General features: G+C 67.5%; 5 protein-coding genes and 1 pseudogene. 2 read left to right on the forward strand and 4 right to left on the reverse strand.

Translation table 11 applies throughout. The features are described 5' to 3' along the window. Window positions 1-92: 92 nt before the first annotated feature. The 3 genes and pseudogenes from ACFW2Y_RS33640 to ltrA all read right to left on the reverse strand — a co-directional run bounded on the left by ACFW2Y_RS33640 (window position 93) and on the right by ltrA (window position 3,985). On the reverse strand, window positions 93-779 hold the full coding sequence (locus ACFW2Y_RS33640; RefSeq protein ID WP_384886898.1) for a DUF4839 domain-containing protein: 687 nt from the start codon (window positions 777-779) through the stop codon (window positions 93-95). A gap of 818 nt (window positions 780-1,597) precedes the next feature. Further along, window positions 1,598-2,258 (reverse strand): annotated as a pseudogene (locus ACFW2Y_RS33645) (adenosylhomocysteinase); the annotation flags it as partial. Window positions 2,259-2,518: 260 nt separating this feature from the next. Further along, window positions 2,519-3,985, reverse strand: coding sequence for a group II intron reverse transcriptase/maturase (gene ltrA / locus ACFW2Y_RS33650; protein WP_384886900.1), 1,467 nt, complete (start codon window positions 3,983-3,985; stop codon window positions 2,519-2,521). Window positions 3,986-4,709: 724 nt separating this feature from the next. Between ltrA and ACFW2Y_RS33655 the strand changes: the two genes are divergently transcribed. Then, on the forward strand, window positions 4,710-5,045 hold the full coding sequence (locus ACFW2Y_RS33655; RefSeq protein ID WP_384886902.1) for a lysine transporter LysE: 336 nt from the start codon (window positions 4,710-4,712) through the stop codon (window positions 5,043-5,045). A gap of 397 nt (window positions 5,046-5,442) precedes the next feature. After that, window positions 5,443-6,237, forward strand: a complete 795-nt coding sequence (locus tag ACFW2Y_RS33660) for an IS5 family transposase (protein WP_384886905.1) — start codon at window positions 5,443-5,445, stop codon at window positions 6,235-6,237. Here the strand turns inward: ACFW2Y_RS33660 and ACFW2Y_RS33665 are convergent. After that, the gene (locus ACFW2Y_RS33665; RefSeq protein ID WP_384886908.1) at window positions 6,185-6,712 is read right to left on the reverse strand and encodes a hypothetical protein; all 528 of its coding nucleotides are present in this window, start codon (window positions 6,710-6,712) and stop codon (window positions 6,185-6,187) included. The genes ACFW2Y_RS33660 and ACFW2Y_RS33665 overlap by 53 nt on opposite strands. Window positions 6,713-7,255 lie beyond the last annotated feature (543 nt).

Below are 7,255 nucleotides of genomic sequence, written 5' to 3' on the forward strand. Positions count from 1 at the left end.
CACGCCTGTCCGCGCCCGGGACCCAGCCGCTCGATCCATCCCGAATCGAGTGGTTCACCCAGCTTCGCGAAGATAATTTCGCTGAGAAATCCTCACTGCTTCGCATTGAATTCGCCCACCTCAGCGAGGAAGCGAAACTTATCGCCCGCCCGAACGGTCTCGGGGGTGCTTCGGCCAGTCAGCTTGAGGTCGTGGATGTTGACATCCTCGTACTTGAAGGCAGGGCCGCCCACCATTTTCGGCCCCTGGTCGCCTGGGCCCAGGAGGAAGTCGTAGCGGGTGTCGTAGTCGCCGTGGGGAGCCATGTGCACGATCGAACCGTCGAAGGCGACCGTCTTGCCCTTGTACTTGGTCGCGAAGTCCGAGATCGAGCTGTCGCAGGTGTCCGGCGTCTTCAGCAGCGCCGCGAATTCCGTGTTGGTCTCGGGCGTGATCATCTCAGCGGCAGCTGTCCGGGCTGCGGCCGGAGTCGGCGTAGCGGAGGGTTCTGCGCTCGCGGCGGACGTCGTCGGTTTGTTCGACTCCTTCTCGCCTTCGTCTTCGAGCGCCGCGGCCACGCCGATGATTACGGCCAAGGCCACGAAGCCTCCGGCCGCAGCCCCGATCAAGAGCCGCGGCACCGGTTTCTTCGGCCGGCGGAAGTCGAGGGTGGAACGCAGCGTGCCCTGCGTCTGTCCCACCAGCTCCCAGCCGTCCTTCTGCATCTTCGAGATCACCAAGCCGTCGGTGCCGCGAACTGCCTGCATAGTTTTGTGCTCGTACCTGATCACGTCGGCCATGCGGCTCCGGTCCCCCTCAAAGAACTGCTCGTACCAACTGCCCCGTGAGCATAGGGGACTCCAGGAGAAGGGGACCTGTCCCAAGGCCCAAGCTCGACGCCCTCACGGCTCCCTCGGCCCGGCCTTCCGCCAGGCTGCCTGCTGTAAAGAGACCAACGCCAGGCCCGGAGGCGGCGTCCGTGAGCTCGCGCGCCGCCTCCGCCACTCGGCCGGCCCGCTCCTGGATGCCGGGCCCTGCCCGGACCACCGGCACCAACCCGTCCCCAACGCCGAGCCCGGCCGCACGGACACCGTCAGAACGCGTGGGACGTTCTTCTGCAGCTCATCGGTATCGCCGCCAGCCGTGTGGCGGCCGGCTGAGTGCCAACGGCCGCTGCCGCCCGCTGTCCCTGGACGGCAGGCCAGGGCAGCGGGCGGACTGCACGCAATTCGTGGTGGTGCTGGAGAAGATCCGCGTTCCCCGACTCGGGCCGGGCAGGCCCCGCAGGAAGCCCGACAGTGTCGCGACCGACAAGGGCTACAGCGACGGCCCCTGTCGCGAGTACCTGCGGCGCCGGGCATCCGGCACGCGATCCCGGAAAAGATAGACAGCCGGGCTGCCCACCTGCGTGGGGGATCACAAGGCGGGCGGCTACCGGGCTTCGACGAGGATCGTTACAAGAAACGCGACACCGTCGAGCGGGCCATCAACAGACTCAAGAGCTCCCGGGCGGTGGCCACCCGGTATGACAAGCGCAGCTATGTTTTCCTCGGCACCGCCACCGCGGCAGCCATGGTCATCTGGCTTCGAACTTGAGACCTTCTCACGGTGCGAAGGGCGGGGCGATGTCGAAGACGGTGACCTGGATGCCCTTGGCGTGCAGGAGGCGGGCGATGGAGGAGCCGAGCTTGCCGAAGCCGATCACGAGGGCAGGCCTGCCGTGGAGGATGTCGCCGCGACCGCGCATGACGGCCTCGGTGGAGAACACCACCGACTGGCCGACGAGGAAGTCCTCCGGGTCCTTGAGCGGGGACCGGGCTACCGAGATGACGGGGCAGGGCAGTTTGTCGAGGTCCTCGTAGCGGCGGTGGCCGTTCTCGGTATCCTCGATCACCCCGGCGAGCCGGCCGGTGAAGCGGCTGTGGACCGTCTCGAGGGTGGGGGCGAAGTAGCCGCCGACGTCCAGCAGGCAGGTCGTCTCCCCGGCGGCCCGGGACTCCAGGTAGTCCAGAGCGGTGTCGGGGTCGGTGAACAGTTCGCGGGTAAGGGTGTCGACGACGGTGGTGTGCTCGACCTCGCGTCGGGCGGTGGCGGCGATGGACTTCGGCTTGGGCAGCACCGCCTTCAGGGCGGTCATCGCCGCGACGGCGTGGACGAAGGAGGGCCGCTCGGGCAGCAGGTGCGTGATCAGGAAGGCGGCTGTCTTCTCGTCGGGGGGCGAAGGTGGTGGCGATCTTGGTGAAGTAGGCGTCCAGCCTGGCGCGCTCGAAGGTTTCCATGGCAGTTCCCTCTCCGGAAGGTGAGTCGGGCGGTGCATGGGGGCTGGGTGGTGCAGGCGGTGTGGGAGGTGCGGCGGGCGAAGCCGAACAGCAGCCGGCTGCGGGCGAGGGCAGCGTCGAGGTAGGCGTCGACGCGGGGGGTGCCTGTTGAGTCGGCACGGAGCGCGGTGCCGGTGTTGCCACCGGTCCGTTTCTCCGTGCCGCTCGCCGAACCCGGCGTACCCGTCTCCGAGTACCGGGCTCTCCACGGACTCTGCCGTTCAGGCGTGGTTGGGGCGGGTCCAGGGGTTGGGGATCGTGTTGCCTCTGTAGCGGTAGCGGGTGACCGTCACCGCCTGGAGGTCAAACAGTTCGACCCCATCTGCCGAGAGCTTTTGCCACCGTCCGTTGCGGTCGGTGAAGCGTCGGCGGACGTCCTTCCACTTCCAGCGGTGCAGCGCCATCCACCAGCTGATCACCCGGTGCCACGTGAAGCTGGCCAGGGAGCTCAGGGCGGCTTTGCAGACCGCGTGCTTGAAGTAGTTGGCCCAGCCACGCATGATCTGGTTGAGCCTGATCAGCACGTCCCTGGGGTTCTGCTGCGATGTTCTGTTCGTCAGGGCACGGATCTTGTCCTTCAGCTGCCGGATGGGCCGGTCAGCGATGAAGGTGTAGACGTGCCACTTGTCCGTTCCTCGCTTGCGGCGCCACTGGATGCGGAACCCCAAGAAGTCGAACCCGTCCGACATGTGCACCACCTGCGTCTTCGCCTCGGAGAGACGAAGACCGAGCGGTTGCAGCACGTCGGCGATGTCCTCGCGCAGCGCCTCAACGTCGTCGTGTGTGCCGTCGACCAGAACCACGAGATCGTCCGCGTAGCGGACGATTCGCCAGTTCGGACATCCAGCGGAACGGCGACGCCTGCGCAGGTGACTGGTGGCCATCTCCCCGTCCGGCTCCCAGGGCCCGGTCAGGTGCTCGTCGAGCGCCGACAGGGCGATGTTCGCCAGCAGCGGGGAGAGGATGCCGCCCTGCGGGGTGCCGGTGAGAGTGTCCTCGCGGCTGTTGTCCTCGGTGAGGACGCCGGCCTTGAGGAACGCCTTGACCAGCCGCAGCACGCGCTTGTCGTTGACCCGCTCGCGCACCCGGTCCATGAGGGCCGTGTGGTCGATCGAGTCGAAGCACGCCTCGATGTCCGCGTCCAGGACCCAGCGGTAGCCGTGGGTGCCGTAGAAGTGGATCTCGGCGATCGCGTCGTGTGCCCGCCGCAGGGGCCGGAAGCCGTAGGAGACCGGCTTGAACTCGGCCTCGAAGATCGGCTCCAGCACCAGCTTGAGGGCCGCCTGGACCACGCGGTCGGTGATGGTCGGAATGCCAAGGCTTCTGACCTTGCCCGAACCGCCCGGCTTGGGGATCTTTCGTTCACGCACCGGCAGCGGGCGGAACTCACCCGATTTAAGTACGTGCCGAAGATCCTCCAGGAACCCGTAGGGGCCAATCTCTTGCTCGACGTTGACGGCCGTGAGGCCGTCCACTCCGGGCGTTTTGGTCCCCTTGTTTCCCGCGACCCGTTCGAACGCCACCAGGAGCGTCGCCGAGTCGCACACGAGGTTGAACAGATCGTCGAACCTGCGGCCCTCATCGGCCGCCGCCCAACGGTGAAGTTTGGCCTGCATCCCCGATACCCGCTGGTGAGACCCCATAGGGGCCTCCGGTGCACCGCTGTTCAGCAGTGCTTCTTTCGGCATTGCAGCCTCCTCTCTTCTCGATTCCGCTGCCGCCCTTCCCCATGTGCCAGGCTCTCCCCGGCTCGGAGTACTACGGCGGCTCCGCCCCGTCCCGGCCCGGCCGGCCGACGGTGGGCCCAGCCTGTGACCGCGCTGGAGGCGTTGCCGCAGGTCAGGACCGGAACAGTTCCCGTGTTCACGTGTCGTTCGATCGACGGATTAGGAGCCCGGCTATACCCCCGCAGCATCGCCACGACTACCCCGCAGCACTTCGCCGTGGCCTCCCCGGCCGACACATAGCAACCGCCCGGGAAGTTCCCCGCCCCATAGCAAGGCAGGGACGCACCGCAACCAGCCCAGATCCGCCAGGTTCGAGCTGGTGACGAGTAAGGAGGCGTCAACGCCGGTTCCTCGCGTACTCCTTTCCGTCTCGCTTGCCGGACCCGCACCATCTGGCAGTGCTGATACGTCCCGGCTTTGTCAGGGCCGCTTGCCACCCTCCCCGGCACCTCCCGGGTCGGGCTGCCCTCAGCTTCAACCGCCCTGCTGCGACAGGACGGCGGTGGCGTCCCTTCACCGCCACTCGAACAACTCGCGCTTCACGGCGCACCTATGTCCTTCGTCAAGGTGTGGCTGTGTGCCGCAGTTGGCAACTCTTGAGCGCCTCGGCAACCGTTCCGGCTCGGCGGGGGTCCTTCATACCAGGCCTCGCTCGGGGCCATCGACGCGAGGATGGAGGAGCACCGTGGGGATCCGCAGGGCAGCGAAAGGCGTCGGCGACTTCCTGATCGAGACGGTGGGAGAAGCCGTTGCCGAGGTGATCTTCAGCCTGCTCGCCTGTGCCTTGTTCGGCTGCCTGGCTCTGATCGCCTACCTGAGCTGGTCCTTCAGTCCACGCTTCACCATTGCGGGGGCCGGGCTGCTCAGCCTCTTCCTCGCCCACGGTGCCTGGCAGACCTTCCGCTCTCCCTTGAAGGGGCGCCGTCGGGGCCTCGCCGCCCTGACCACTGTCGGTTTCACCGTGACCGCCATGACGGCCCTCTTTCTGCTGTTCTATGCCACAGAATGCGACTGCCTGTGAGGCCGTTTGACTGCTCCCCGCACACGCGGGGACGGCCGGGCGGATCGGAGGCGGTTACGTTCCAGCGGAGGTTGTTGGTGCAGGGCTGGCAGGCTGGCTTGGCGGTTGGCCACGCGGCTCAAGCATCAGAAGCCGTATCTCAACCGATCTTGGAACGTGTGGATCGAACGGAATTCCTGGTCGGGTGATCTTCCGGCGGTACGCGCATGAAGGCAGGGCCTCCTGGTAGCTCGGGGGTGCGATCCCATTCCGAGCGGTCCCGGAGGCCCTGTTGTCGCTGTTGTACGCGCCCGAGCCCGTTGACTTCAACTCGCCCGCCGTGTCGTGCGATTGCCTCGCGCACGTGTACGGCAATGCGGCTGATCATCCCGATCGGGTTCGCCGGTATCCCTCGGACATGACGGACGCGGAGTGGGCAGCCGTCCGGCCGTTGTTGCCGGTGCCGGCCTGGCTCCAGGGGCGGGGCGGACGGCCCGAGGGCTACTGTCACCGGCAACTGCTGGACGCGATCCGTTACCTGGTCGCGGGCGGGATCTCGTGGCGGGCGCTGCCTGCGGACTTCCCCGCGTGGGGCCGGGTCTACGCCTTCTTCCGCCGCTGGCGCGAGCACGGGCTGATCGCCGAGTTCCACGACCGGCTGCGTGGGAAGGTCCGTGAGCGCGAGGGCCGTGAGGCCGAGCCCACGGCGGGGATCATCGACGCGCAGTCGGTGCGGGCCGCCGCGACGGTGCCGTCCGTCTCACGCGGCTACGACGGCGGGAAGAAGGTTCCGGGCCGCAAGCGGCACATCGTGACCGATACCCTCGGTCTGCTCCTGGTCGTCGCGGTCACCGCCGCGAACATCGGCGACCGGGACGCCGCGGCGGACCTGCTGAGGCGGCTGCGCCGCCTGCACCGTGACATCACCCTCGTCTGGGCCGACGGTGGCTACACGGGCGGCCTCGTCGGATGGTGCCGGGACAAACTCGCCCTGACCTTGGAGATCGTCAAGCGAACCGACGACATGGAGGGGTTCGTGGTGCTGCCGAGGCGGTGGGTGGCAGAGCGCACGTTCGCATGGCTGATGAACTCACGCCGTCTGGCCCGGGACTACGAGACGCTCCCTGCCACCAGCGAGGCGATGATCCGGTGGTCGATGGTCACTCGGATGAGCCGGCGTCTGGCACGGCCACGGGCCGCCGGCCGGCACTGAATGCCCCCGACGCCTCCAGGATGAGCCAACCGCGCTCCGCCAGGCGCCGGGCTTTCGACCGCACCCCCTCGACCTTCGCCGGCGTCGCCTCAAGGCCCAGCTCCACCGCGATCTCCTTGGCCCGAAGCGGCCCGTGACCCGTGGACCGCTGCTGTTCCAGCACACCCAGAATGCGCTGATAGTCCGGCGCCAGAACCGTCACCGGCAGTCCTTCCCGCCAGGGCGGCACCGTCGAGCCCGGCACCGGAGCGAGCGACAGCGCCGCTTCCTCCTCCGCCTCGATCACGGCGGTGGTCTCGGCAGCCGAGGCTGCCAGGGCCTCGACCAGCTCTTCCCGCGCGATCACCCGCCGGTCCAGCTCGATCTCGGCGGCCTCCAACACCTCAGCCAACCGGGCGACTTCCTCCCGCAGCCCTTCCACCCGCACGCGGGCAGCCGCCTCTCGCTCCTCCAGCATTCCCAGCACCGACGCCATCGCACACCCCTCGCTCACGGAGCGGAAACAAGACGCCGAATGCCTCTCTCATTCCGAGCTACACCATGCCTGACCAGCAGAAATCAAGTGATCACGTTCGGTTGAGATACGGCTTCCCATGCCAAAACGCCGCAGCGTTCAGAATTAAGGGTGATTTGCCGGATTCCGTGAAAGTGGTTCAGGAACACGTCCACTCACGGCTAGCCTGCAGGTCACGCAGCCTGCTCCCCGCACACGCGGGGATGGTCCCCGTGTCAGGCCCTTCGGCACCCCATACGTAGGGCTCTCGGCTCCGCGATCCCGTTTGCCTGGCCCCGCCGGCCGTGAGCCCAGGACTCTGCTCCCGCCGAGGCCGGCAGCAAGTTCCGGCGCAGTGCCGGGTGTCGGCGGGGGCGAGCAGGCTGATGGTGTCGGCCAGGGCAGTCGCGTTCGGGTGGTGGGTTCACAGTCTCAGCTTGGCGTTTATCCGCGGCGAGCTTGGTGTTCCTTGATCGACTCAGCGCGTTTGACCGTCTTTCCGACGTCGTGGTGCTTGGCTCGGTG

Source organism: Streptomyces sp. NPDC058877 (genome assembly GCF_042742855.1).
Taxonomy (GTDB): Bacteria; Actinomycetota; Actinomycetes; order Streptomycetales; family Streptomycetaceae; genus Streptomyces.

Excerpts from the sequence above, each read along its gene's own strand:
- ltrA (WP_384886900.1), bottom strand. The coding sequence starts at position 3,985 with ATGCCGAAAGAAGCACTGCTGAACAGCGGTGCACCGGAGGCCCCTATG.
- ACFW2Y_RS33660 (WP_384886905.1), top strand. The coding sequence starts at position 5,443 with ATGACGGACGCGGAGTGGGCAGCCGTCCGGCCGTTGTTGCCGGTGCCG.
- ACFW2Y_RS33640 (WP_384886898.1), bottom strand. The coding sequence starts at position 779 with ATGGCCGACGTGATCAGGTACGAGCACAAAACTATGCAGGCAGTTCGC.
- ACFW2Y_RS33665 (WP_384886908.1), bottom strand. The coding sequence starts at position 6,712 with ATGGCGTCGGTGCTGGGAATGCTGGAGGAGCGAGAGGCGGCTGCCCGC.